Source organism: Desulforhopalus sp. IMCC35007, from assembly GCF_005116575.1.
Taxonomy (GTDB): Bacteria; Desulfobacterota; Desulfobulbia; order Desulfobulbales; family Desulfocapsaceae; genus Desulforhopalus_A.
The window spans coordinates 201,334-227,035 of the sequence record NZ_SWCN01000008.1; the positions used below are offsets into that span (position 1 = coordinate 201,334).

Sequence of the window (25,702 nt, forward strand, 5' to 3'; positions counted from 1 at the left end):
TATCTAGTCAAAAGAATCTGCCCAGCCGAGGGCCTCGACATAAAAATCACTGATCATGGTATCCGTAATATTGAGCTTTTTCTGAGCAAAGCGGAAAGCAATCCAATTACCCGCCTCATAGGTTTCGATCAGGCGTACAAAGATGAACAGCTCGCCTTTTCTGGCAACAAGAGCCTCTTTCAGTTTTTCGGAAAGAGGCATTTTACCAATAATGTTCTCAATACTTTGGTCGAGCATTGCATCAATCGACATGAATAATCCAAGCAAAAAAAGTTCACTGCTCTCTTTTTTCAAATATCCGCCGACTTGCTCTAAAAACTTCGCCCTGATAATGGAGGCACGGATAAGTTCTCCCGGTTTATTTTCAGAGAGTTTGCTCGTGGCAATAAGGGAGACAAACATCTTAAAACCATTTTCACCTAAAAATGAAATCGCCTGCCGAATTGATGACAGAGGTTGCAACCGTGAAAAATGTGATGAATTTATATATTTTAGCAACTTGTAGGTTAAAGAAACGTCCTGAGCCACCAACTCTGCCAGGGAATCTACATCAAATTCTGCAGAATTTATTTGGGAGATAAGCCGTATCAGCCCCATCTGAGATGATGAAAGATCCTTATTTTTTAAAACCTCGGGTTTTGAAAAAAAATAACCCTGAAAATAGTCAAACCCCAGTTCTACAGCCTTATGGAATTCCTCATAGGTCTCAACCTTTTCTGCAAGCAGCTTGCAATTATACTGCTTGAGAGTTTTGACCATTTCCCCCAAAGTTGCCACAGGGGTGAGACGAAAGTCTATTTTAATTATATCACTAAGATGAAGAAGCTCATCAAACTGTTTGGAATAGACAAAATCGTCCAGGGCAAGCAAGTAGCCTTTCTCTTTTAGCTCTGCACATGCAGAAACGATTTCCGGACCAGGACTTACATCTTCTAATATCTCAACCATCATTTTTTGTGGTGGAAAGAGCTGTGGTGTCCGGTTCAATATCAGATCTTCCGTAAAATTTATAAATACAAGTTTTCCAGCACCAACCTTTTCTATTCCAACTGTAAAAAAGGACGACGACAACAGGCTCGTTGTTGCGGTCTCCCCGTCTATGTCGGGAAATCCATTTGATTCACCTGAACGAAACAAAAGTTCGTAGGCATATATTTTTTTATCGATATCGAAAATAGGTTGTCTTGCGACAAATACATCCATCTTATTCTCCAGATTATTACAATTCTCATCACAACTCATTTTTTTTCAAACACAGGATAATGGTAGTGTATCACTACAGCTTGAAATTACAAAATTTTCTCTCAGATTATCTATTATTTTCGTGATCTATGCTTTCATCTTGGAAAACTTGCACCCTGGATCAAAGACATAGCCTATTGTCTCTTTGCCTCCCTCTCAGACCTTCGGTCACCATGTAAAAAAGTCCAGCAGATTTTTTAGACAATGTAAACAACTGGGGCATTACAGCAAGGCAAGACATCGATTATCATGAGCCCTTGAGCTCAACTGTGGCAGGGTCGCAGGGTGTTTTTTATTTTTGCTAGAGCGATATGAGGTGCATTGCGATGGTAGCAGAACACAATTGGTTGGAATTTTAACCCGTTATGGTATAAAAAGAACGTTGCAGACACTTATCAGCAGTTGCCAGGACAACTGTAGCAGGTTGAAAAAGAGGCTTTTACTCATCCAAAAAATCATCAATAATTATGAACATTTTCTATATTCTGTCCGCACTCTTTTTGTTGTTGATTATTGGCTCAATTATAAAAAACCAGAAAACACCGCCGACCATAGGAGTAAAGAACGGCCAATTGGCCCCTGTGCCAAGAACCCCAAACGTGGTGTCCAGTCAATCTGAAGCTGAAGCGACCAGGGTTGAACCCTTTCCTTTTAAACAGAGCGGGCTAAAAGAAAGCAAAAATGCCCTGCTGAAAATACTTAACAATTATAACGACATTGACATTATCAAAGAAGAGAAAAACTACATCCACGCGGTGAGCACCACCGCAACCTTGCATTTTCATGATGACCTTGAATTTTTCTTTGATGAGCGCATACGGGCAATACATTTTCGCTCAGCATCCAGAGTTGGCTACTCTGATTTAGGACTCAATAGAAAACGATATAAGCAGTTGCTCTCTGACTATCTGGCATATAACAATTCATTTAACGGGCAAGGCCCAAAAGGTCATCTTGACAGTGCAGGGAGCCTTTGACACGGTACACTACTTATCAGGGTACGGTGTTATCCTATAGGGCGATTTGACACCGTATATGCCAGTGGCAAATCACCCTGTAAAGCAGTCACAAAGAGAACATCATTTGACAAGGGTCTGCTTACCTTATCGTCATTGCAGCTCTCACCTGACTTTAGCACAGAACATGACGCCCCCCTGCGATGCGCGATACCGGCGTCCGGCACCCTGTTACTTTTTCAGCAGCATCGTGATCCGTTTGCGTGTTTCTTCTGTTGCCAGCAAAGTACCAAAAATCTTCAACTCATTGTCAATAACATCTTCAATGTTTGGCTGCTCTGCCTTCATAAGCTGCTTTGTTGCCATCAGAGAAGCCAGCGGTTGCTGTAACAGGAGCCGAACATACTCTTCTGCCACTTCTGAGGCTTTCCCCGGCTCAGAAACTGCATTTATGAGTCCCCAGGTATAGGCCTCGTCTGCCGAGAAAAATCGTCCTGAAAACAACACGTCTCTTGCTCTTTTTTCTCCAATAATTTTTGAGAGCAGCACACTGGAACCACCTTCAGGACCTACGCCGAGATTCACAAAGGGGAGCCGAAATTTGCTTTTGCCAGAGGCAACAGCATAGTCACAGTGGAGTAAAAGAGTCGTCCCAATTCCCACGGCAACTCCTTCCACCGCGATAACAAGAATTTTTTTTAATCGGGCCACTGTTTTAAAAATACCTTGTACACATTCCATAAGAGGCAACAGATCATCACCAACAAGGTCAAGAAGATCATTCCCTGCTGAAAAATGTCCGCCTGCTCCTTCCAGTACAATGAGATGACATTCCGGCAAACCGTCAACGACTTCAAAAGCGGAAATCAACTCACGATAGGTCTGCATACGGATGGCATTCAATTTATCCGGTCTATTTATCTGTATACGTGCGACTTTATTTTCACAGCTGACAATGATATCTTTATACTCTGTAAATTCCATGCTCTCCCCTCCTCGCTTTATCTTTACCAGAAACTCAACCTCATTCTACACTGTATGAAGAGGTACAATACTTTTACGTTAAGGTCAACATTGATATCTACTTGTACTGAACAGAAAAGAATACGGGAACAACGTATGTTTTTTACATGTTCCGACCTAAATTCCGATAGATCCAAGTCGTGAGAGAACGGATTTTTTGTTGATCGACCCCTGTCTGGGCACCAAGGGAGTCAAAAAGTTCTACAGCATCTTCCGTTGCGACATTTCCACCTGCATTTTGTACAAAGGGACAACCTCCAAGCCCACCTGTAGTAGTGTCAAATATTCTCACTCCGGCTTCATAGGCTGCTTGCATATTGGCAAGACCGAAACCACTCGTGTCGTGGGCATGCATCGATACAGACAGATCTGGAAGTTTATTTTTCACCAGCGGGATTAATGCTCTGACATCTTCAGGCTGGGCCATTCCAGCGGTGTCTGCCAGATTTATTTCTATGGCTCCCGCTTCACTGAAAGATACTGCAGTATCTACCACGCTTTTTTTATGAACAGGTCCCTCATCTGTACAACCAAAGGCACACTGAATCCCGGCCCGAACTGTTATCCCATTATGACAGGCGCTGCGAATGAGCTCTTCCATTGCACGGCATGCTATCTCTGAGCTCACCCCGGCATTTTTTCTGCTATGGGAATCACTGACAGAAACAGACATTGTAAGATGGGTAAGACCGCACTCCATTGCCCGCTCCAGTCCTTTTGCATTCAACACTAACGCCGTCAATAAACAGTTATCGTCGAGCCCATGAATTGCCCTTACAAACTCTGCTGTCTCAGCCATTTGCGGCACAATACGCGGGTGAACAAATGAACCGACCTGAACACGCCGCACCCCAGCCTCTAAAAGTTTCTGATATATAAATATTTTTTCTTCCAGTGAAAATATTTTCTGCTCAGCCTGCAATCCATCACGCAGGGTCTCATCCTCTAACAGTACTTGTGTCAAACATTTCATGGTTACTATGTATTTCTCTGGTTATATCTCTACCCTATCGTCTTGTCGAAATTAGGAATTATCTTCAAGCCTGCTTTTTGAAAGCTAGGATTTAGACTTTATACTCTTTTTTAGGCAGTGTATCGTAGACAAACAAACAAGCGGGTCTGTTGCAGATGTATTACCGGCAGATTTATCATTATATCTCAGCTTTTTTTCACTTATTTCAAAATGAGACAAAAATCAAATATTATACTGACAGGATTCATGGCCACAGGTAAAACAACTATCGGCAAATTACTTGCCCAGCAATTGTCCTGGGAGTTCGTTGACACCGATGAGATCATTGTCTCCCAGCAGGCAATGAGCATAGAAAACATTTTTAGTCAATTTGGTGAAGAGGCCTTTCGAAAACTGGAAAATGAAGTCGCCAGAGACCTCGCCAAACGAGAGCACCTGGTCATATCCACAGGTGGTAAAATGATGCTGGATCCTTTAAACGCAGAAATTTTAGAAAAAAACGGCAATGTTTTCAGCCTCCTCGCAACACCTGAAGAAATCCTGTCCCGGCTTAAACAAGATCAGATCAATACAAGACCTTTACTGAAAGGTGCCAACCCAAAGGCCAAAATTGTCCAACTGTTACAAGAAAGAGAAAAAGGCTATCAGCGCTTTCAGACAGTGGACACAGGATCCAAAACACCTGCGGAAGTAGCCGAAAACATTCTATCTCTCCTGAAGTGAAAAAGCAGTCAGGGAGTATGGCAATGGCCAGACTCCCCTCTGTTTTCAGCCATCGTCATGAAAAGGTTTTTTCGTACATTCCAGAATTAAAGCCGATGTAATAGACATTACCGATTTTAAGAGCCGGAGCCCTTAAATTGCCGGTTCGACCGGTGATTTTACTGAGCAACTCATCTTTATCCGCGGTTTTTGGCTCATACTCCAGGGTTTTCTGGCCACTTGCAACAACCACCTTATCAGCATTTTTCACAAGTGCATAGGCCTCTTCTCTTTGACACACCGCTTTTTTCGCGTCTACTTCAGTATCTACAGTTACACTTTTTTCCTCAAAAACCATCCAGGCTTTTTTGCAGGAAACTCAACCTTTACGCATATAGGCCCAATCAATATTCATTTTTCTCCTCTCTTTAGTTTTTCTTAGTCACCTGACTCATACATATTCTGTAGCCAGGAGCATGGCGTAACAGAGACAGCGCCCCTGTCACAATTAAAGTTCTGTCTGAAGACATCTTTTGTCGTTTAACATAACGATCAAAATCCGATCCGCCACCTCACCACAGAGAAAAATTAAAGACACTAACTGGGCTATTATGAATACAGTCCGACAGTCACAATAAGATCTGTTTCCTTCAGACCCACTCGAGTCTTCAGCGCCATAAATATATATTATGTATTGCTCAGCAGATACAATGTTGCTTATACTACCGAGCGATCACACTGAGACGTCCAACCAACAAGCCCATAAAAATGATTCCGGTGCTGAAATATGAAGCCAAGCAACTCATCGTCTTTACACATAAAGACGAAAATTTGGATTGAGAATGAACACAAAGATCTCCTTTTTGGTAAAGGAAAAACCGAAATCCTTGAAAAAATCGAACAGGAAGGAAGTATCGCCAAGGCCGCTGAAACCATGGGTTTAAACTATAAAAAAGCCTGGACCCATGTAAAAATACTTCAGGAAAACATCGCGGATCAACTCGTCGTTTCCAACAAGGGCCGGGGGGATAGTAGTGGAACAACTCTTACTCCAAAGGCAAGAGAGCTGATCAACAATTATAAGAAGCTGCAACGCGAAGTAGAGGAATTTGCCGATAAACGATTTCGTGAATTGTTCAAAATATAAATCTAACGATTAACGTATACACTAAAAACTGCAGCCGAGATGTCCTCCGTATCGGGGCCATCTCAACTGCAGCCTAAAGAAATATGCTCACCTAATTATGGCGGGGGAGTAACTTATGCATAGGACCTTTTACTCACCTTTCTACGCTAGATCTGTCCCTGTTTTTTAAGCTTTTTATAGAAAGAACTGTGAAGATATTTCACCTCGTCATTTTCCTTATAACCTGTAATGATACTGTGAATAGCACCCTTGATTGCAAAGAGTGACATGTAAGCATGGGTGAAGAAAAATGCTGTGATCAGCACCGCCAGCACATTATGGATTAGCGCCGATGCTCTCAAGAAATCAATTTGTGAGAGCCCAAAGCTTGCAGCTATATTGTAATTGAAATCCTGTAAGTACATTGCAGCACCGGTTGCGATCATCACAACGCCGCCCAGAGAGGCCACCCAAAACCACATTTTCTGCCCGGCATTAAATTTCCCTGCAGGAATTTCTTTAATTTCCTTGCTGAGATATCCACCAAGAATAAATACCCACTTAATATCATCCAAGGTTGGCAGCATCTCGATCAGCCAGAACAGAAACATCGGGATGACCGAAACAATAAACATCAGCGTTGCAACTCCATGAAGATATCTGGCGCCAAGTACAAGCGATCCTCCACCTAAATATTTGCCGAAGATTATCATAAGCCCGGTGGGGATCAATATGAGAAAAGCTACGGCGGCGATAAGGTGGATGATTCTTTGAAACAGGCTGAAAACATAGATCTTGTCACCATCATGTGAAAAGACCTTTGGCCCGATAATCAGATAGTGCAGAAGAAAAACAGTAGGTACAGCCAAAACAACGACCAGAAATATCTTTGAAAAATATGCACTCTGCAACAATACAAACAGGGGGCCGAGAGAAAAGGACGACACCTCTCCATAGGCCTTAATGTTTGACAGTATCATCTCGCCCCATATTTGGCTGTCAGCTGCATACGCAGCTGACGCCAAAATCAGGGGAGTGATGATAGAAAATATAATTTTCTTCATCACATGCCTCAGGCCCCCTGTCCTTTTGAGCTGACTCTCTTTCTGTATATAGCTGAAATTTCCTCAGCATCTCCAACGAGCAAGGCATTGGTACCACAGACGGCAGCACAAATGGGTACTTTACCTTCTGCTATACGGTTGTGCCCATAAAGATGTCGCTCTTTTTCACTATTCGTCTCCTCCGGGCCACCTGCGCACATGGTACACTTATCCATGGCACCCTTGGTTCCGAATGCACCATCCCGTGGAAACTGAGGTGCTCCGAAAGGACAGGCATAAAGGCAGTAACCGCAACCAATACACTTTTCTTTATCGTGAAGAACAATACCGTCCTCTCTGATATAGAAACAGTTAACGGGACAAACCTGAGCGCAGGGTGCATCGCTACAATGCATGCAGGCTATGGAAGTTGAAACTTCTTTTCCTTCTATACCCTCATAGAGGGTAATAACCTTACGTCTGCTTATACCGACAGGTAACTCGTGCGCTTCCGCACAGGCAACAGAGCAACCATAACACTCAATGCAACGATTATTGTCGCAATAAAACTTCATTCGAGCTTGTTCACTACTCATGATTCATCCCTCCCTATGCTTTTTCAATTCGGCACAAACCTGCGTTAAACTCAGGTATCTGCGTAATAATATCGAATCCATAATTGGTGATTGTGTTAGAACTTTCACCAATCGCATAAGGTTTGGTTCCCTCTGGATAGTTCTGGCTCATATCCACACCTTGCATTAAGCCCGCAAAGTTATACGGCAGGGCAATTCGATCCGGTGTTACACTGTAATTATACTGTGCCTTCACCTTGATTTTTGTTCCCTGGGGAGCATGCAACCACATCATGTCACCGTCACGCAGACCGTACTCCATGGCCAGATCAGGGTGAATATTTGCAAACATTTCCGGAGTTATATGGGAGAGGTATTTGCTCGTACGTTCAAGCATTCCAGCCCCACTGAGGTTCACCACCCGCATCGACACCAGCATTGTAGGAAAATTCTTGGCCCATACCTGGGCATTTTGCTCAGAGATGAACTTCACGTCTACCCTGAAGTTATTCTCTTGATCTTCATAGGTAGGATATTTTGCTACCAGATCCGGCCTTGGAGAGTGAATGGGCTCTCTGTGCTTTGGAATCGGATCTGGGAATGTCCAGACAATAGTCCGTGCCTTTGCGTTACCATATGGGGCGACACCTGCTGCTCTACATTTTGCCTGGATGATACCGCTATGGTCGACTTTCCAGTTCGCTCCAATTTTCGCCTTTTCTTCGGCTGTCAATTGAATACCAAGCACCTCTTCGATGTTTTCCTTGGTAATCTCAGGATAACCGCCTTTAACCTTGGATCCAGCAATATCAACACCGCTCTCAGCAAGCTGGCTGACTCCATTATGCTCTAAGCCGAACCTGTTCCTAAAGCCCATACCACCTTCATTAACAGGTGTATCAACATCATAAAGAATAGGACTGCCGGGATGCTTTTCATCCCAACTGGGCCATGGAAGTCCATAATACTCCCCTTTCATGGGTCCACTTCCGGCAAGAGTTAAAGGATCAAACATATGCCAGTTTTCCTGATGAGCCCTCAGACGCTTGGCTGTCCAGCCACCAAGTCCAATGGTTTTGATTGTTCTGGCAATTTCATCGGAGGCATCGTCTGGCCAGTTGAAATCCTTTTTCACCTCTGTCAGTACGCCGTCTTTCACAGCCATTTTCATGGCCCTGGTGTACTCATCATAAAAGCCAAACTCTTTGGCAAAGGCAAACATCACCTCATGGTCTGGTTTACTTTCATACAGAGGATCGACAACCTTGCTTCTCCACTGGGAAGTTCGGTTCGTTGCTGTAACACTACCTTCAGTCTCAAACTGGGTTGCAACCGGAAGAATGTAAATATCGTCCTTTTTATTTGTAATAACTGCGGCTTCATTGACAAATGGCTCAGCAATGACCAGGAGATCGAGTTTATCCAGAGCCTCCTGGATTTTTGCCGTCTGGGCCATTGAAGTAATACCGTTGCCCTGTACCCATAGAGCTCTGATTGGACTTGAAGAATAGGTTTTTTCTTCCTGCAGGACACCCTGCCACCATTTGGCCAGAGAAAAACCTTTGGCCTCCATCCACTCAGGTGCGTAAAACCTCTTCTGGAGCCAGTCAAAATCCACACCCCAGGAGTTCGCAAAATATTTCCATGCCCCCTCTGCCAAACCATAGTACCCTGACAGACTATCAGCGAGACAACACATATCTGTTGAACCCTGAACATTATCATGGCCGCGGATGATATTCGTACCACCACCTTTTTTACCCATATTTCCAAGAACTAACTGAAGAATAGGGATAATCCTGGTGTTTGAGGTGCCTGTGCTATGCTGGGTGATACCTAAAGCCCATACCACAGTCGTGGGTTTTGTTTTTGCCAGAATAGTCGCAACTTGAATAATCTTGGCAGCGGGAATACCGGTGACATCGGAAGTCTCTTCAGGAGTCCACTTCTCAGCCTCAACCCTGATGTCATCCATTCCATAAACCCGAGAGTTAATGAAATTTTTATCTTCCCAACCATTTTTAAAGATTACATGAAGCAGGCCATAAATAAAGGCCACATCTGTACCTGTACGAATCCGTAAATAATGATCAGCTTTTGCTGCAGTTTTTGTGTAAACCGGATCAACAACAATGAGCGGCGCATTATTTCTATCTTTTGCCTGGAGGAAGTGTTTCATTCCTATAGGATTTGCAGCGGCTGGATTTGCACCAATAACCAGCATTGCTTTTGAATGTTCAACAACATCACCGAAATGATTTGTCATAGCCCCATAACCCCATGTGTTCGCCACACCGGCGACCGTTGCGGAGTGTCAGATACGGGCTACGTGATCAATGTTGTTTGTACCCCACATCGCAGCAAACTTTCTAAAATAGAAGGCCTGTTGCAGGTTGAATTTTGCCGAACCGAGGAACATTGCGACATCAGGACCATTTTCCTTACGCAATGCGAGCATCTTCTCTGAAATTTCTTTGACTGCAGTTTCCCAGCTGATTCGCTTCCACTCGCCGTTAACTTTTTTCAGGGGAAATTTCAGACGTTGCTTACTTTTGACAAGATCAATCTGGTCAATACCCTTACAACAATGGCTGCCTTCGCTAATGGGATGATCCTGGGCAACATCCTGACGGACCCAAACTCCATTGTGCACCTCTGCAATAATACCGCAGCCGGCAGAACAGATGGAGCAGATTGTTTTCACCTTCTTGGAACCTGGAAACGGATCTTTTATTTCTTCTTCAGTAGCCGGTCTGATCGACTCGCTTGCGGCAAGAGCTGCTGTAGCGCTCATACCTGCCCCGACCGCTGCAAGTTTCAAAAAAGATCTCCTGCCAATCTTTGATGACATATGCTTAAATGTATCGTTGATCACAAACTTTCCTCCCATTAGTATGAAGATTTATAGTAAATATCCCAGTGTTGTGTCTTTTTATACAGGATCTCTTTTTTGGGAGAATTCCCTGTCACAACTCCATTGGAAGCGCTGGGCTTTACATCATCACCGGCCAGGCCGGATTGAGCTGCAAGCAATGTCCCGACTCCTGCGACTCCAGCCCCAAGAGTTACTTTCAAGAAACTTCTTCGCTGCTCATGCATAATTCCTCCTCTCGTTTGATATTTACAATCACGGGACGTAATATGCATATTTTGCACATTACCTCAACAAAACAACTTTCCCTAACATATCAGCTGACAAAGACAACACACCGCAACAGAGCGCTGTGGCAGTGACTTTTTTGCTGTCAGGCGACTATCTTGTGTTTATATGCTTACAAATTCCTCAACATTTCGTTCTACGAGTTGACGAGGTGGTTTTTTCACCTTTCGCGCTTTAATGTCCGGTCCAGCGATCTCGTCATATGCACTTACAGCTGGCCTGCTGACGTTTAAAAAGAGTCTTTCAAATTCAGCAAACGAACGCAAAACAATGGCAGCATTTTTATAGAACAGACTGTTTTCGTGGTTGAATACCTTTTCACTTAAGGTATCAATCATTGGGTTGAGGATTTGCTCAAAGACTTCTCTGGCCAGGCACTGCGCATACTCTTGTCCTTTGATTTCTTCTTCGATGAGTGTTTTCAAAAAAAGAGCGATAAACTCAATGTGGTCTTCATTTTCTTTAAAGATGTCTGTATTGCGCCTATAGTTTGAATTGAGGACATAATTCATCATTGCTACACGCTTTTTACCGTCATCGCGTTTCTCATCGTAGAATGAGGCCGTCATTGGAACATGGGAGGTTGTCGGAGAGAAAAATATTTGGTTCCCCTCATTTTTCAACCCTTCAAAAGTTAATGCCTCAAGCTGCTGTATCATTGCCTTCAGAGCCATACCTGACTCTTCATCCATCGGATGTTCCGCTAAAACATTCACGGCTGCAATGATAGAATCATGGTGACTTTCATTAAAATTAAAGGCGAACAGAGAGGCAAACATACCGTAATATACGCTACGTGCTTTGTTTATAGAGGTGCGATCCATTTCCATATCCTTTTTTCCCGAATTTCAGGTTCAAATATCCTGGCTCAAAGACTCAAACATGACCTTGGCCTTACAGTCGGGACAGCAGGAAAGTGCACGACTGCGTAAAGGGTCTCCAGCAAAAGCCTCGGTCATGATTGTAACGATTTTTGCGATTGATTTTGCAGGAGCAAAGCCTTTACCGCATTCCACACAATTAAAAATCTCATCCTTGGCCATAATTTTCTGTTCAAAATAAGAGGCTTGTAAAACCAGTTGACCATGAGCAACCTTGAGACAATCAACCTCTGGACAGATCTGCTCGCACCAGCCACACTGAACGCAGAGAGCTGGAGTAAAGCGCAGGGTGTTATCTTCAGCATGAGCCTCCAGAGCGTGTAGCGTGCAGGCGTCAACACAGCTCAAACAAAGGGTACAGTGTTCTTCGTTTATGGTGATCGCTCCATAGGGCATGTCAGCGTCTGGAGTAATGCAACCATGATCGGCGTTGCCGACAATGTAGGATAACCGTTCTACCAGCCTCACTCTTCTACTAACACCTTCATCGACATGTTGAATGAGATCCTCAGGAAGGCAAACAGCAGCCTCGGCGTTTTCTCGGACTTGCCCGGAACTCGTGCAGAGGTAAATGACCTGCCTCCCATATATTTTACCAAATATTTCGTTGAGCAGTCTCACACTGCCCATTTGAATTTTTGATTCTTCCCGGGCGTAGATGAGTATCGGATGATTGGAATTTTGAAGAAGTGTTAACAGGTATTCCTCATCAAGAAATCCATAATCCTCAACTGCAAGGGGCAGAATATTCGCTGGAAGAGGACCCTCCAACTCTGTGAGATCCGTATCCTTTGAGACGATCAAAGGAATACTTCCTCTGTAAAAGACAGTTGCTCTTTCAAAAGTTGACCGTGGAGATGGTGCATACTCCAGGGCTCCTGTCGGACAAACTCCTGCACACAGGCCACATCCGATACACTGAATACTCGAAAGTAAAATCTGTTTTTCTTCAGCTGAATAAGCAAGGGCATTTGCAGGGCAGATTTCCACACATCTATTGCAGACTTTACCGTTTTTATTGCTTTGAAGACACGAGGAGCGGATATACCTGACCGTATTTCTGTAGGTAAAGATCCCGTCACAGCCCAGTAGATCCTGATATGTATTTCCCAGGCCCCTCTGTAAAGGATCATGAACCCCGACAAGCTCGACAATATTGGCTGGTGCCTGAAACCAGATGACCTGATCTGCATCGATATTGACGACCCCTTGATCAGTTTTGAACTGGGCCACAAAATTTCCCAGGCTTCCAGCAAAACCTAAAATATCTGCCGAGTTTTGTACCACCAGGGTAAAATCTTGCAGATTGAGCTGAGCTACAAGCTGCTGCTGAGCAGTATCCGCGATAACCAGTATTTTTTTCCCAACCCGAATGGAGGATTCCACATCCTCAGCCCCTTCAAAGGCAATGCGGCGAGCGTCATAGAGATTATTCAGTTTATCCGCTTTTACAGACCAATCATCTGTACTACTTTCAAAATACCAGTTTATCTCAGGAGCATATATCTCTGCATCAGCGTCTCTCGTATTTGAAATGAGATATCTCTTGGAACCTTCCTGTATCGAAAGGTCAAAGTGTTCCCCCAGACAGACAGAATGGGAGAGTTCATGATGAAACAGGTAGTCTTTGCTCATAATAATAATCCTGATATTTCAACATATTGGTAAACATCAAAGCTCCAGTCGTTAAAAAACCGAGCATATCTTCAATCACTTTTCGTTTATCTCCACCGACCATCCCGCACAATTCTCCCATTCAAAGCGAAGCTCTTGATCATTTGTGACGCCCATATCGCATATATCGTCGCACAAGCTCTGAGTTATCACTTAAAAACAGAAGGACTTTGAAAGCTGCCTGACGATGAATTCGGAATATATATAACAGATGAAAAATTAATATGCAATCTCTGCATATTAATTTTATCATGTATTTACAGGGTGTTATTGATGGTTATTTTTGGTTGACATACAATCTTTGGTCGTAGGGAGAAACCCTACAAATATGAACAATACGGTGAATGATCTCGCACACTGCAGAAAACTGACAGAAAACTGACAGAAAAATTTTACTGATAAGAATAAGAACCACACATTCTTTCTTGCAATCCCCATCCAGAGCTTTACAATAAAAGCTCATAATGTTTGTTTCCAGCAACTCATACAGCTTGCTAGAAAGATATTGTGATGGCTTGGTTGAGCAAATAGACCATAGATAGATTCCTTCCGTTTCATTTTTAATTTTAACAATTGCCCCGCACAAAGACTGTGATTACTATTGTAAGTGTTGGTTGAGTTGGAAATATTTAGTATCACACTAAATAACTTGGCCGGGATAATGTGAAGATACGCTCAGTACTCCACATGAATACGTACTATAAAATCAAACAAAGGAGGTTTTTCAATGGCACAAAAACTGGCTGTCTATAAATGTGATATCTGTGGCAATGTAGCTGAAATACTCACTGCCGGTGGCGCAGAACTTATGTGTTGCGGACAACAGATGACCATGCAGACAGAAAACACCACCGACGCAGCGGTAGAAAAGCATGTTCCCGTTTTAGAGAAAAAGGACGGCGGATGGCATGTGTCAGTGGGCTCAGTTGACCACCCTATGACGGAGGCTCATTGGATAGAATGGATCGAGCTCTCTGCAGGAAACGCAGTATACAGACAATTTTTAAACCCTACAGACAAGCCTGAAGCTTTTTTCCCTTGTCCAGTAGACACAGTAACAGCCCGCGCATATTGCAACCTGCACGGCTTATGGAAAAAGTAATTTGACTTCTGGCTGGCTGTACCCGATACAGTCAGCCACTCCTGGTAGATTTTGAATATCTAGCAAGCATCTCTTAAAGTATAAAAATACTTTTTCCTTTCTTTATTGTAAATCAACCCCGCAACTCCAGACCAGCCGCAGTGATTCAATATATCGGTAAATAGAATTACAACTGTTCTTATAGGAAGGGGGTTGCATGAAGATTACAAACGCCCGGCAACCACATCGAGCAAGCAGAAGACCATGGTAAAATACCGAACCGAAAGAGATACGATGGGTGAGATGAAAATCCCAGCGACAGCACTTTTTGGAGCGCAAACCCAAAGAGCCGTTGAGAATTTCACGATAACACAAGATGTCATGCCCTGGAGTTTTATTGATGCGGTCCTGCACATCAAACTCGCCGCAGCAAAGACCAACGGGGACCTCGGCCTGCTCACCAAAGAACAATCCATTCGCATATGCACAGCAGTGGATTTTATTCTTGAACGAAAACCACTCGATCAATTTCCCGTCTCTGTTTACCAGACCGGTTCAGGCACGAGTACAAACATGAACGTCAATGAGGTCATTGCAAAAATAAGCAGCCAAAAAGATGCTCCGATTTCTGCAAACGACCACATAAACCTCTGTCAAAGCAGCAATGACGTTATTCCTTCAGCAATTCAGATTTCTGCAGCCAGAAAGACCACACAGCAACTCATTCCCGCACTCAAGTCTCTTATTCAGACTATTAATGGTTTTGCCAACAACCATAGAGATGTTATTAAAACAGGCAGAACCCACCTCATGGACGCCCTCCCGATAAAACTCATCGATGAATGCAAGGCCTGGAGCAGCCAGCTTGAGGAATGTATAGAACGGTTAGAAAGTGCACTGCCAAGACTCATGCGTCTTCCCCTTGGCGGAACAGCGGTCGGCAGTGGAGCGAACTGTCACCCTGAATTCGCAAAAAAGACAATTCGTACCCTGAGTAGAATTCTGGAGCTTGATTTTACCCAGGCCAGGTCTCTTTTCAAAGGTCTAAGCAGTCTCGACAGCGTTGTAGAACATATGTCACATCTCAAGACCTGCGCCATTTGCATGAGCAAAATCGCCAATGATTTACGATTCATGAATTCAGGACCCCACAATGGCTTTGGAGAAATTCAGCTTCCAGCTCTCCAGCCCGGCTCTTCCATTATGCCAGCCAAAATCAACCCAGTCATACCGGAAGCCGTCTTAATGGCCGCAGCCAGAGTTATCGGCAACGACGCAACAATGAGTATCGCAGGCCTTGGTGGTAATTTTCAGCTCAACACTATGCTGCCGCTTGCAGCAGCAACAATCCTTGAATCAATCAATCTGCTTTCTGAGAGTGCCCATGCCCTGAGCGAAAAGACCATTAAAGGAATCACAGTAAATAGAGACAAGCTCGCCTCCGCCCTCCCCCACAACCCAATACTTGTGACCTCACTGACACCTTACATTGGCTACAACAAAGCTGCTGAAATAGCTAAAATAGCCGAAAAAGAAAGAAGGCCCTTGATCGAAGTGGCGCTTGAGCAGACAGAAATTCCCAAAGAAAAACTACAACAGCTGCTAGACCCACAACACCTGGCAGATGGGGGTCTAGCTACTCATACATAAAAGGGCGCAACGGCCTTAAAAGCCCATGCGAGTTCTCATGAGTCCAGCAAGCTGACGCAGATAGTCGTAGATGACACCCTTGCCCATTTTAGACTGACCAAAGTCCCTGTCCCTGAATTGAATTGGTATTTCTTTTATCCGGATTTTCTTGTTGTACTCCGCGAGGATCGCAAAACCGATCTTAAAACCTGGCACATGAAGAGACAAGTCAGTTATCAACCTTCTTTTCAAAGCAAAAAAACCGGCGAGTGGGTCTTTTGCACTACAAAAACAGAGAGCTGGCAGGGTCGCAAGCTTCGATGATAGCTTTCTGGAAAATGGCCAGTCAGGAGTAGCGCCGCCGTCAACATAGCGGCTGCCAATGACCATATCGTATTCCTCAGAGAGGAGTGGAGCCAATAGTTCAGGTATTTTTTCTGGAGGATGACTCAAATCAGCATCCATGACGAGGACATATTCACTGTCAACAAAATGTGCTCCTGCTATCACGGCCGGAGCAAGGCCAACGTTCACCTCGCGCTGCAATAACTTTACAGGACGCTGTCCCTGCCATTTTTTGATGCAATCGGAAGTACCATCAATCGAAGCGGAATCAACAAAAAGTACATCAAAATCAAGACCTGAAGAATCTTTTACTTTAAAGATGCGTTCCAGAAGAAAGTCAATATTTTCTTCTTCATTGAGTGTTGGAATAATGATCGTTATTTTTGCCATTCATCCTCCCCTGCATCAGATTTTCTGGACAAGAAACTTACTGAAATCACAGTGCTGCATAATGTACAAATTCATTCCGGATCTACCCCACAATTGCCCTCCTACTTTTCACCAGACAGAACAGATCATAAGACAACTCCAGTCCAATCGGCGTATCGCTGATTGTCACATGCCACATCCAAATTATAGATACGATTTAATAATTTTGAAGATATGACGATTTAATATTTCTCTATAATCTGTAGAATTTACCAGCAACCAATATTTTTTCCGTAGGTAGACAGAACATTATCCTGAGCGTGTGATTAAATTATGAATTATAAAACATATAAATAAAATAATTCAGTACATTATTCTTGACAACACATTATGCGAAGAATAATATCATTCTAAACACAAGAGGATCAATCATGATAGACAATATAAGTTTAGAGATACTCAAAATCCTTCAGGAAAAAGCACGTATCCCCAACATTGAGGTCTCACGCCAGGTAGGCCTTGCTCCTTCAGCCGTTTTGGAACGAGTAAAAAAAATGGAAAAAATGGGGGTGATCGACGGTTATGAGGTCACGCTAAACCCTGAGCTTTTCAATCGAGCACTCATTGCATATATACAGGTAAGCACTGAAAAAAATATGGATGAAAACGTGGGCAGGCAGCTTGCGGAGATAACCGACATCCAGGAGGTCCATTTTATTTCAGGAAATGATTGTTACCTTGTAAAACTGCGTTGCAAGGATACCCCCGCACTTGAAGCAGTTTTAACAAAAAAAATAAAACCTATTCCAGGGATAATCTCCACGAAAACGAATATTGTTCTTTCGACCAGAAAAGAATCGAGCAGATTCCCCCTCCCCCAATCATTTTAATAAACGAGTAAGACAATGCCAATTTCACAATCCTATAAAAACAGACTCTTCCCGGCCCTCAGGCAAATCGCACATCACTATCAGACACCATTTCACATCTATGACGAGGCTGGAATCCGGGAAACCGGCAACAAACTCAAAGAGGCATTTAAAGATTTAGCCAGCTTTAAAGAATTCTATGCCGTAAAAGCCCTGCCAAACCCAAAAATTCTCTCCATTATGAAGGATATGGGATTTGGTTTTGACTGCAGCTCCGTAGCGGAACTGCGAATGAGCAGAGAAATAGGGGCGACACCCGAAGACCTTATGTTCACTTCCAATAACACAAGTCAGACCGACTTTGATGAAGCGGCTCTGGCTGGGGGGTGTATCCTGAACCTTGATGATATCAGTCTGATTGACAAGGTTCCGGTCCTTCCAGAGCTTATCTGTTTTAGATACAATCCAGGAGCAAAAAGGACAGGCAATGACATCATAGGCAAGCCTACTGAGGCGAAATATGGGGTAAGTCACGAGCAGATTGTCGAGGCGTATCGGCGAGCACAGCAAAAAGGTGCAACCAGGTTTGGCATCCACACGATGCTCGCATCCAATGAACTCAACTACGAATATATGGTGCAGACCGCTGAAATGCTGCTGTCACTTATCACGGAAATCTCACAAAAACTTAACATCCGTTTCGAATTTATTAACATTGGTGGAGGACTCGGGATTCCCTACAAGCCAGACGTCCCCGAACTGGATCTCAAAGCCATGGGAGAGGCTATCACAGCACTGTTTAAAGATTTTTCAAAAGCAAATGGATATGAACCAGCACTTTACATGGAGAGTGGTCGTTTTATAACCGGACCACATGGAGTACTGGTTACCACAGCCATCAACCGGAAAAACATCTATCGTACCTATATTGGCGTTGACGCCTCCATGAGTGCACTTATGCGCCCTGGAATGTACGATGCCTACCATCATATAGAGGTCGTGGGGAAAGAAGGTGGAGAAACTGAAATTGTCGACGTGGTAGGCTCGCTTTGCGAAAATAACGATAAATTTGCTGTACAAAGAGAGCTGCCTGTGATTGAAGACGGTGATATCCTGGTGATACAGGATACCGGCGCCCATGGCATTGCAATGGGTTTCAATTATAACGGCAACCTGCGCCCGAAAGAACTGCTCCTTAAACCAGAAGCCACGGTTGAACTCATTCGTCGGGAAGAGACTGTTGATGATTTATTTGCAACCTTACATTTTGAGCATAACGCCCTCGTGCTGTAACCAAGGTATTATTTTCATTTCTTATTTATCAGAAACACAACAGCCACAAGAAAAGGCGACGACACGTGAGGGTAAATGAAACAAAAAACATTTGATATCGAATATTTTCTCCAAACAGTGGCCAAAGCTGTCAAAGACAAAGACGTTCCGGTCGTCGATCTCATCGCCGTTCAGACAAAAGATCCCTTCAAGGTTCTGGTTGCGACGATTCTCTCGGCCAGGACCAAGGATGAAGTAACCGCAAAATCCTCTGCGAGACTTTTTAAAAAGGCCGGGAACATCCACGACCTTGCCACACTGAGTGAAGAAGAAATTGCAAAATTGATTTACCCCGTTGGCTTTTATAAAACGAAAGCAAAACACCTCTGTAAGCTCAAAGAAGCACTTGCTCAATTTGACTATAGAGTTCCGGAAACTATCGAAGAGCTGATACTTTTACCTGGAGTTGGTCGAAAGACGGCCAACCTCGTTGTCAGTGTCGCCTATCAAAAGCCTGCTATCTGCGTTGACACTCATGTACATAGAATTATGAATATATGGCAGTACGTGAAGACAGATACACCATTAAAGACAGAGATGGCACTTCGTGACAAACTTCCACAAAAACATTGGATTACTGTCAATTCCATTCTGGTCGCTTTCGGTCAATCCATTTGCCGGCCAATAAGCCCACATTGTGATATCTGCCCCCTGGACAACAACTGTGTAAAAAATGGGGTCCGTCCCCGCAAAACTGGTGGAAAAATGACGAAAAATGCAGGACTGAAATTTATCTCATGGAATGTTAACGGCATTAGAGCTGTTGAGAAAAAAGGCTTTATTGATATGTTGCAGGCATTTGATGCGGATATTATTGGTATCCAGGAAACAAAGGCCCAGCCGGATCAGCTTTCACAGGAAATAAAGGAAATTGCCGGATACACCTCCTACTGGCATAGTGCGGAACGTAAAGGCTACTCAGGTGTTGCCTTTTACACACGACTCGAACCTCTGGAAGTGCATTATGGCTTAGGTGATGAGGAATTTGACAGTGAAGGAAGGGTCCTAACCCTTGAATTCGAAAACTATTACCTCATAAACATATATTTCCCCAATGCCGGGGAAAAGCTCAAAAGACTCGACTATAAACTCCGTTTTGATGCAAAGCTTCTCACTTTTGCCCAGAATCTTGAACAGAAAAAAAATGTCATCCTCTGCGGGGACTTTAATGTCGCTCACAAGGAAATTGACCTGAAAAATCCCAAATCCAACGAAAAAAACGCGGGTTTCAGTCCTGAAGAACGAGCCTGGATGGATAATTTTGTCGAGGCTGGTTTTGTTGATACCTTTCGCATATTCAATCAGGAACCCGAACAATATACATGGTGGAGCTATCGCTTCAGTGCTCGAAGCAAGAACATTGGCTGGCGTATCGACTACTTTTGTGTCAATAATAAGGCGAAGGCAAACGTTGAAAATGCAACTATCCGCCAGGATATCATGGGTTCAGACCACTGCCCTGTAGAACTTTATTATAGACCTTAATTCCCCTTTTGTTTTGATCAAACCTCCATCTTGGTTTAAAGTGCTGTCCATTCCATCAGGACAATCTTACAACCAGAGAGACATGTAATCCCATGAACAAAGACCATTCCGAAAGCCTGCTTGTTCACTTCAGGCGTATCGAAGCATTGCGCTCTGAAGCGCTTGATCTCAAAGCTATAGATCTTACTTCAAGACAGCTCTGTGATCTCGAACTTTTGCTCAACAGAGGCTTTTATCCCCTTGGCGGCTACCTCAACCGCACTGAGTATGAATCGGTCATCGCCACCATGCGTTTACCTGGGGGCGAAATATGGCCCATGCCCATTAATCTGGACATAAATGAACAACTGGCCACGACCTTGAAACCTGGAGAAAGAGTCGCTCTCAATGATCAGGAAGGCTTTTTACTTGCGATCCTGACCGTCAGTGATATCTGGCAACCGGATAAAACTCTTGAGGCACGAGCCGTATATGGTACAGATGATCCAGGCCTCCATCCTGGTGTAGTGCAGCTTTTTGACAGAAACCACAACTGGTATGTGGGAGGCAGCCTTGAAGGTGTCAGCCTGCCTATCCACTACGATTTTCGTGAACTCCGGCTGAGCCCGTCTGAGACCGCCCGAACCTTCAGCATGAATGGCTGGAGGCGTGTTCTTGGCTTTCATACCGAGGATTATCTGCACTGTGCCCACCGGGAGATGATCCTGAATGCGGCAAGAGAACACGGTACAGCTCTATTTTTGCAACCCGTGGCAGACCTCAGCCATCCTGGGGCACTGGACTATTACACCCAGATTCGCTGCTATCAGATTTTTGCTGACAAGTTCCCCTCTAACATGATCAAGCTCGGCTTGACCCCATTTGCCAGCCGCAAGGCAGGTCCTGTCGAGGCCCTGTGGCAGGCCATTACCCGGAAGAATTTTGGCTGCAGTCACTTTATGGTGGCCCCTGACCACGCAGACCCATTTGTAAAAAGACACAATGGAGACCGCTTTTACCCGCTGGGCAGCGCTCAGGAGCTTGTTGCAAAGCATGCCAATGAAACCGGAATAGAAATGGTACCGCAGCAGGTTATGGGGTACCAGCAGGAAACTAAAAAATATGTTTTTATCGATAATACTGTCAGCGAGGATGTTTCAACCATCAGCTCCGATGAACTCAAACGCAGACTGAAAGAAGGTGAGCATATACCGGAGTGGTTTTCCTACCCGGAGATTGTGGCAGAGCTTCACAACTCTTTTCCACCCAAGGCAAAGCAAGGTTTTACTATCTTTATGACTGGATTTTCCGGATCAGGAAAATCGACAATTGCCAAGGTACTGCTGGTCAAATTCATGGAGATGAATGATCGTCCCGTAACACTTCTTGATGGTGATATCGTCAGACAAAACCTCTCTTCTGAACTTTCATTTTCAAAAGAACATCGAAATCTTAACATCACCCGTATCGGTTTTGTCGCAAGCGAAATCACCAAAAATGGTGGTATCGCCCTGTGTGCCCCGATTGCCCCATACGAAGAATCCCGACAGGCCAACAGGGAACTGATCTCCAGTTACGGAGGGTACGTCGAGGTACACGTCTCAACCCCACTTGAGGTTTGTGAACAACGAGACCGCAAGGGGCTCTATGCAAAAGCCCGGGCGGGAAAAGTCAAAGGGGTCACCGGTATCACAGATCCTTACATTCCTCCATCAAATCCTGAATTAACGATTGATACAACTCACATGACACCAATGGAAGCCGTTCAGGAAATTCTTCTCTACCTCGAAGAACAGGGATATTTCGGCTGATATCTTTCGGGTATTTTTACCAAAAAAGATGAACGAACTATCAACGAAGTGCATTAGCCTGAAAAGAGCTCAGGCCGATGTTGTTTAAGATACTCCATGACCTTTCGCACCCCGGAAGGACAGGCGAGCCTATCCGCCTCCCCGGGACTCAGCCAGCTGTATTTTTCAGCCGACCGCAACTGAGGAGTATCAGCTTTATGCTCTTGTAACCTGCAAAAATAACAATGAAGAACAATTTTATGATGGGTGTACTGGTGTTTAACCTCCACTGCGAATTGCTCAGCAATAACGGCCAGCCCCGTATCTTTTTTGATTTCCAACGCCACATCAAGCTGTGAATTTTCATCGTCTTCAACAACGATCTCACCTCCTGGAAATTCCCACAATCCGCCCCAGACTGCAGATCTTTTTCTTTGCTGCATAAAGATCCTGCCGTTTTGTAATATTATGCCGGCGACACGTTTAATCTGGATATTTTCCTGGGCCTTTTGCAAAACAGGTCTGACACTGACGAGTCCAAGAGCGTAAGACCTGCAAAACTCCCGTACCGGACAAATATGGCAGAGCGGTGCCTTGGGACTACAGAGCAGACCTCCAAAATCCATGAGGGCTTGATTAAATATTCTTGCTTTGCCCGGAGGAAGCAATGCTGTTGCAACAGCTCGAATCTTCTTTTGTACCTCTGTAGTTTTTACAGGTTGATCAATATTAAACACTCTTGCAAAAACTCTGTTAACATTGGCATCAACGACAACAACATCTTCATTGCCTGCAATACTCGCTATTGCTGCAGCGGTATAGGGGCCGATACCTGGCAATTCCAGCAGTGTTGCATATTCAGAAGGAACCTTGCAGTTATAATCTTCAACAATTACCTTGGCAGCCTTGTGTAGATTTCTAGCCCTCGCATAGTAGCCCAACCCCTCCCAATATCTGAGGATCTCGTCTTCAGCCGCTAAGGCGACGTCTACAACAACGGGGAATCTCTCCAGCCAGCGGTTGAAATAAACAATGCCACGTTCCATCTGCGTCTGTTGCAGCATGATTTCAGAGATCCAGACATGATAGGGATCATAGGTCTGTCTCCAGGGCAGTGCTCTTTTTGTTGTGCGAAACCAATGCAACAGCCTGGTTACAAACAGATCTTGTTCAGAAAAAGAAAGGTGGAAACAGGATTCCGGCTTACCGTTGTGCAACTTATTGCCCCACGCCCATAAAGCGTCCAAGGGCAACTAGGCCCATACCCAGGAGAACCGTGGCTGAAAGGCTTTTAAACTTCCAGGCTACAGGAAAGGCAAACAGAGCCGCCACAAGAAACAGATTATCAAAAGAAAAACTGACCCTTTCTTCCCGAATCAGCAGAGAAGGTACCAGCATTGCTGCAAGCACTGCTGGGGGAATAAGACGTAACCAGGCCGTAAGAAGAGGTCGCAAGGTCTTGCCACTGAGAAACAGTGCAGGGAGAAGTCGTGGGATATAGGTTACCACGGCCATGCCAACAATGGTCCAGAAAATCAGCGTTTGATCCATTGTTCCACGCCCAGACCTATTGTAGCGCCGATAACCGTTGCTAAGATAATATGAAACTGATGCAGCCCAAGGAGATAAAGACCTGTCGCTAGCCCCCCGGAGATTATCGCCGTAACCACCCGCATCCTGTTTGCACACTGACTGACGAGAAGACCAATAAACATGGCGGACAGTGCATAATCAAGACCAAGAGGTTTCACATCCCCAATGAGACCAGAGGCAAAAATTCCAAGAACTGAGCCTAAGACCCAGGAGAGTTGAGCTGTCAGATTCAGGGACAGGGCCTCAACCATAGATTCTCCGAGTTCCTGGGCCTTGGATGAGTGCAGCGCAAAGGTTTCATCTGTCAGCTCATAGGAAAATAAGGCGAGATACCTTTTTTTCCAGCCCGAGAGATATGGAGCCAGTGATGCTGCCATTAGCATATGCCGGAGATTCACTATAAAAGTGGTGAGTATTATAGCGGCAGGCCCGGTACCACTTGCAAAAAGCCCTACCGCTATAAATTGTGCGGAACCTGCAAATACAATCAAAGACATGAGCAGGGTATTAGTCTCGGACAGACCACTTTTTCCAGCCAATACCCCGTAGGCAAACCCAATTGGAACATACCCGAGGACTATGGGAAGCGCTCTCCTGATACCAGTTACACTGGATCTGTTTAAGAGCATCCTACATCCTGAGATATAATTTTTTACAACGCTCTCGTGTCATAAGGTTTTTCCAGTCAGAACCAAGACAGTTCTCCCAAAGAGGTACAAGGTTGAGAGCTGTTGTAACCATAAGTTCCAGCGCATCATTACCTAAATCAGCAGTAATATTTTTAGGCAGTTGTATATCGTGTTTTTTCATCATCTGTCTAAATTCGGCAACCCCGTCTGGATAGATATCTTCCAACACATCAAAGGCAATGCAGCAACCAATTCCATGATGGATACCGAGGACATAAGAGAGCCCATAAGAAAGTGCGTGACAGGCACCAACCTGGGAGTAAGCAATAGACATCCCCCCAAAATAAGAAGCCATCATCAGCTTATCATCCTTGTCCGGATGGTCATCCAGAAAGACCTGTCGACAGAGATCGAGTGACTTTTCACCATAAGATTTACTGAATTCATTGATAAAAGTTCCCTGAAGTGACTCAACATCATGAATATAGCAGTCCATCCCTGTATAAAACCACTGATCTTTCGGCACACCGGCAATAAGTTCCGGGTCGAGAATCAACTGGTTATAGAGAGTGTAGTCTGAATTGATACCCAACTTTTTCTCGGGCCCTGTAAGAATAGTGGTTCTTGAAATTTCGGCCCCCGTCCCTGCCAGTGTCGGTACCGCAAGATGATACACTGATGGTATCTCAATGAGATCCCAGCCTTGATAATCAGCCGAGGATCCTGGGTTTTTCAGCAGGAGTGATATGGCTTTGGCAATGTCCATTGTAGAACCGCCACCAATGCCTACGATACCATCGGGTAAAATCTCGTTATATTGTTTGATCTGTTGAACAAGAGCGTCGATATAACTTGTCTTGGGCTCATCATCTACGTTCACATGGAGCAGAAGATCACCTTTTTCCAGAGGAATGCGTGACTCAAGGGGCTTACCGATAAAGATATCATCTAAGACAAAAACAAAATACGATCCTGGAGTAACACGTTCAGGAGCAATAACCTCCGCAAGTTGGTTAAATGAACCCCGACCAAACATAATTTTAGGTACGATACTGAAATTTCTATACATAATATATTAACTCATAGAGTAATGGAAAAAATGGAAAATAAAAACGACCCAAATAATATGGTAAAGCTTCCCGTAACAATTTTCAGGTAAAAATTCAAGCTCCTTTTGTCTGAGAAATGAGTTGTCTCATTTTAGAATTGGGCTATTATAGCTTTTTTTGACGTACCGAAGACTTTC

At 44.2% G+C, this 25,702-nt stretch carries 23 protein-coding genes and 1 pseudogene; 9 read left to right on the forward strand and 15 right to left on the reverse strand.

Features of this window, described 5'->3' with window-relative positions; genetic code table 11:
* Positions 1–3: 3 nt before the first annotated feature.
* Positions 4–1,203 carry an EAL and HDOD domain-containing protein gene (locus FCL48_RS10745; protein WP_169309176.1) on the reverse strand — a complete coding sequence of 400 codons (1,200 nt, stop codon included), beginning with the start codon at positions 1,201–1,203 and terminating at the stop codon, positions 4–6.
* Positions 1,204–1,709: 506 nt separating this feature from the next.
* On the opposite strand from FCL48_RS10745, the gene FCL48_RS10755 reads away from it, so the two are divergent.
* The gene (locus FCL48_RS10755) at positions 1,710–2,219 is read left to right on the forward strand and encodes a DUF1499 domain-containing protein (RefSeq protein ID WP_136872279.1); all 510 of its coding nucleotides are present in this window, start codon (positions 1,710–1,712) and stop codon (positions 2,217–2,219) included.
* Positions 2,220–2,429: 210 nt separating this feature from the next.
* Here the strand turns inward: FCL48_RS10755 and FCL48_RS10760 are convergent, their stop codons facing one another.
* Complete coding sequence (locus tag FCL48_RS10760) at positions 2,430–3,182, reverse strand: enoyl-CoA hydratase/isomerase family protein (protein ID WP_136872280.1); 753 nt, start codon at positions 3,180–3,182, stop codon at positions 2,430–2,432.
* A gap of 142 nt (positions 3,183–3,324) precedes the next feature.
* Positions 3,325–4,185, reverse strand: a complete 861-nt coding sequence (locus FCL48_RS10765) for a hydroxymethylglutaryl-CoA lyase (protein WP_169309177.1) — start codon at positions 4,183–4,185, stop codon at positions 3,325–3,327.
* A gap of 255 nt (positions 4,186–4,440) precedes the next feature.
* Between FCL48_RS10765 and FCL48_RS10770 the strand changes: the two genes are divergently transcribed.
* Positions 4,441–4,917 carry a shikimate kinase gene (locus FCL48_RS10770; protein ID WP_169309178.1) on the forward strand — a complete coding sequence of 159 codons (477 nt, stop codon included), beginning with the start codon at positions 4,441–4,443 and terminating at the stop codon, positions 4,915–4,917.
* A 55-nt stretch (positions 4,918–4,972) separates the two neighbouring features.
* Here the strand turns inward: FCL48_RS10770 and FCL48_RS10775 are convergent.
* A pseudogene (locus FCL48_RS10775) lies at positions 4,973–5,260 on the reverse strand (hypothetical protein); the annotation flags it as partial.
* A gap of 423 nt (positions 5,261–5,683) precedes the next feature.
* Here FCL48_RS10775 and FCL48_RS10780 point away from each other — a divergent pair.
* Positions 5,684–6,043, forward strand: coding sequence for a winged helix-turn-helix domain-containing protein (locus FCL48_RS10780; protein ID WP_136872284.1), 360 nt, complete (start codon positions 5,684–5,686; stop codon positions 6,041–6,043).
* Between the two features lie 146 nt (positions 6,044–6,189).
* Here the strand turns inward: FCL48_RS10780 and FCL48_RS10785 are convergent, their stop codons facing one another.
* From FCL48_RS10785 to FCL48_RS10810, 6 genes are all read right to left on the reverse strand, one after another.
* Positions 6,190–7,086, reverse strand: coding sequence for a formate dehydrogenase subunit gamma (locus FCL48_RS10785; protein ID WP_136872285.1), 897 nt, complete (start codon positions 7,084–7,086; stop codon positions 6,190–6,192).
* An 8-nt stretch (positions 7,087–7,094) separates the two neighbouring features.
* A complete protein-coding gene (fdh3B, locus tag FCL48_RS10790; RefSeq protein ID WP_136872286.1) occupies positions 7,095–7,661 on the reverse strand; it encodes a formate dehydrogenase FDH3 subunit beta in 567 nt (188 codons plus the stop codon).
* A gap of 13 nt (positions 7,662–7,674) precedes the next feature.
* On the reverse strand, positions 7,675–10,530 hold the full coding sequence (locus tag FCL48_RS10795) for a molybdopterin-dependent oxidoreductase (RefSeq protein WP_371418675.1): 2,856 nt from the start codon (positions 10,528–10,530) through the stop codon (positions 7,675–7,677).
* Positions 10,530–10,739, reverse strand: a complete 210-nt coding sequence (locus tag FCL48_RS10800; RefSeq protein WP_136872288.1) for a Tat pathway signal protein — start codon at positions 10,737–10,739, stop codon at positions 10,530–10,532. The genes FCL48_RS10795 and FCL48_RS10800 overlap by 1 nt, the downstream gene beginning before the upstream one ends.
* Positions 10,740–10,904: 165 nt before the next feature.
* Positions 10,905–11,624, reverse strand: a complete 720-nt coding sequence (locus FCL48_RS10805) for a molecular chaperone (protein ID WP_169309179.1) — start codon at positions 11,622–11,624, stop codon at positions 10,905–10,907.
* A 30-nt stretch (positions 11,625–11,654) separates the two neighbouring features.
* A complete protein-coding gene (locus FCL48_RS10810; protein WP_136872290.1) occupies positions 11,655–13,316 on the reverse strand; it encodes a 4Fe-4S binding protein in 1,662 nt (553 codons plus the stop codon).
* A 766-nt stretch (positions 13,317–14,082) separates the two neighbouring features.
* Here FCL48_RS10810 and FCL48_RS10815 point away from each other — a divergent pair.
* Together FCL48_RS10815 and FCL48_RS10820 are read left to right on the forward strand one after the other, a co-directional pair.
* Positions 14,083–14,457, forward strand: coding sequence for a desulfoferrodoxin (locus FCL48_RS10815; protein ID WP_136872291.1), 375 nt, complete (start codon positions 14,083–14,085; stop codon positions 14,455–14,457).
* Between the two features lie 192 nt (positions 14,458–14,649).
* Positions 14,650–16,086 carry a lyase family protein gene (locus tag FCL48_RS10820; protein ID WP_205747695.1) on the forward strand — a complete coding sequence of 479 codons (1,437 nt, stop codon included), beginning with the start codon at positions 14,650–14,652 and terminating at the stop codon, positions 16,084–16,086.
* Between the two features lie 15 nt (positions 16,087–16,101).
* On the opposite strand, the gene FCL48_RS10825 is transcribed toward FCL48_RS10820, so the two are convergent.
* Positions 16,102–16,800 carry a polyprenol monophosphomannose synthase gene (locus FCL48_RS10825; RefSeq protein WP_136872292.1) on the reverse strand — a complete coding sequence of 233 codons (699 nt, stop codon included), beginning with the start codon at positions 16,798–16,800 and terminating at the stop codon, positions 16,102–16,104.
* 410 nt (positions 16,801–17,210) lie between these two features.
* Here FCL48_RS10825 and FCL48_RS10830 point away from each other — a divergent pair, with 410 nt between their 5' ends.
* From FCL48_RS10830 to FCL48_RS10845, 4 genes are all read left to right on the forward strand, one after another.
* Positions 17,211–17,669, forward strand: a complete 459-nt coding sequence (locus tag FCL48_RS10830; protein WP_136872293.1) for an Lrp/AsnC family transcriptional regulator — start codon at positions 17,211–17,213, stop codon at positions 17,667–17,669.
* A gap of 15 nt (positions 17,670–17,684) precedes the next feature.
* Positions 17,685–18,941: a diaminopimelate decarboxylase gene (locus FCL48_RS10835; RefSeq protein ID WP_136872294.1), complete on the forward strand. Its 1,257-nt coding sequence runs from the start codon at positions 17,685–17,687 to the stop codon at positions 18,939–18,941.
* Between the two features lie 75 nt (positions 18,942–19,016).
* A complete protein-coding gene (locus tag FCL48_RS10840; protein WP_136872295.1) occupies positions 19,017–20,465 on the forward strand; it encodes an exodeoxyribonuclease III in 1,449 nt (482 codons plus the stop codon).
* A gap of 92 nt (positions 20,466–20,557) precedes the next feature.
* Complete coding sequence (locus FCL48_RS10845) at positions 20,558–22,255, forward strand: bifunctional sulfate adenylyltransferase/adenylylsulfate kinase (protein WP_136872296.1); 1,698 nt, start codon at positions 20,558–20,560, stop codon at positions 22,253–22,255.
* Between the two features lie 53 nt (positions 22,256–22,308).
* On the opposite strand, the gene mutY is transcribed toward FCL48_RS10845, so the two are convergent.
* From mutY to FCL48_RS10865, 4 genes are read right to left on the reverse strand one after another with little or no spacing between them, the layout of a single operon-like run.
* Positions 22,309–23,451 carry an A/G-specific adenine glycosylase gene (gene mutY, locus FCL48_RS10850; protein ID WP_169309180.1) on the reverse strand — a complete coding sequence of 381 codons (1,143 nt, stop codon included), beginning with the start codon at positions 23,449–23,451 and terminating at the stop codon, positions 22,309–22,311.
* A gap of 1 nt (position 23,452) precedes the next feature.
* The gene (locus FCL48_RS10855) at positions 23,453–23,785 is read right to left on the reverse strand and encodes an AzlD domain-containing protein (RefSeq protein WP_136872298.1); all 333 of its coding nucleotides are present in this window, start codon (positions 23,783–23,785) and stop codon (positions 23,453–23,455) included.
* A complete protein-coding gene (locus tag FCL48_RS10860) occupies positions 23,770–24,456 on the reverse strand; it encodes an AzlC family ABC transporter permease (RefSeq protein ID WP_136872299.1) in 687 nt (228 codons plus the stop codon). The genes FCL48_RS10855 and FCL48_RS10860 overlap by 16 nt, the downstream gene beginning before the upstream one ends.
* A gap of 1 nt (position 24,457) precedes the next feature.
* A complete protein-coding gene (locus FCL48_RS10865) occupies positions 24,458–25,525 on the reverse strand; it encodes an iron-containing alcohol dehydrogenase family protein (protein WP_136872300.1) in 1,068 nt (355 codons plus the stop codon).
* Between the last annotated feature and the right edge of the window lie 177 nt (positions 25,526–25,702).